Here is a 550-nt window from a genome sequence, read left to right on the forward strand (position 1 = left end):
CGCCAGGCGCTCGGCGATGTCGGCGCCGTCGGCCTCGGCAAGCGCCGCCTCGGTGTCGGTCGCCTCGGCCTGGAGCGCGCGCAGGCGCGCCAGGGTCGCCTCGGCCTCGCGCAGGGCCGCGTCGCCGATGCCGTCGCCGTCGGTGATCAGCACCACGTCGGCGGCGAGCGCGCCGGCCTCCTCCAGGGTGCGGCGGGCCAGCGCCAGCCCGCGCTCGGGGTGGCTGCCGCGGTCGGGCACCGTGTCGGCATCGAGCGCGAACAGGGTGGTGCCGAAGCTGTCGCGGTCGGTGGTCGGCCCGGTCGCGACGTAGGCGTCGCCGGCATAGACCACCAGCGCCACCGCGCGGGTGCCGGCGGCCTCCGCCACGCCCTGCGCGATCTGGCGCAGGTCCTTCAGCCCGCCGCCCTCGGCGACCGAGCGCGACAGGTCGGCAACGATCACCGTCGCGTCGAGGTTGCGGAAGGTCGTCGCGTCCTTGCGCTCGACCGCGGGCCCGGTGAGCGCCAGCGCCACGAAGCCGGCGGCGAGCGCGGCCGCGAGGTTCGCC

The 550-nt window shown here is 77.8% G+C and carries 1 protein-coding gene; it reads right to left on the reverse strand.

The window, feature by feature from the left end; genetic code table 11:
• On the reverse strand, window positions 1-550 hold a 550-nt coding region (locus FV223_RS29560), incomplete at both ends, for a VWA domain-containing protein (RefSeq protein ID WP_147730108.1).

This window comes from Methylobacterium sp. WL116 (assembly GCF_008039455.1).
In the GTDB taxonomy this organism is placed as follows: Bacteria; Pseudomonadota; Alphaproteobacteria; order Rhizobiales; family Beijerinckiaceae; genus Methylobacterium.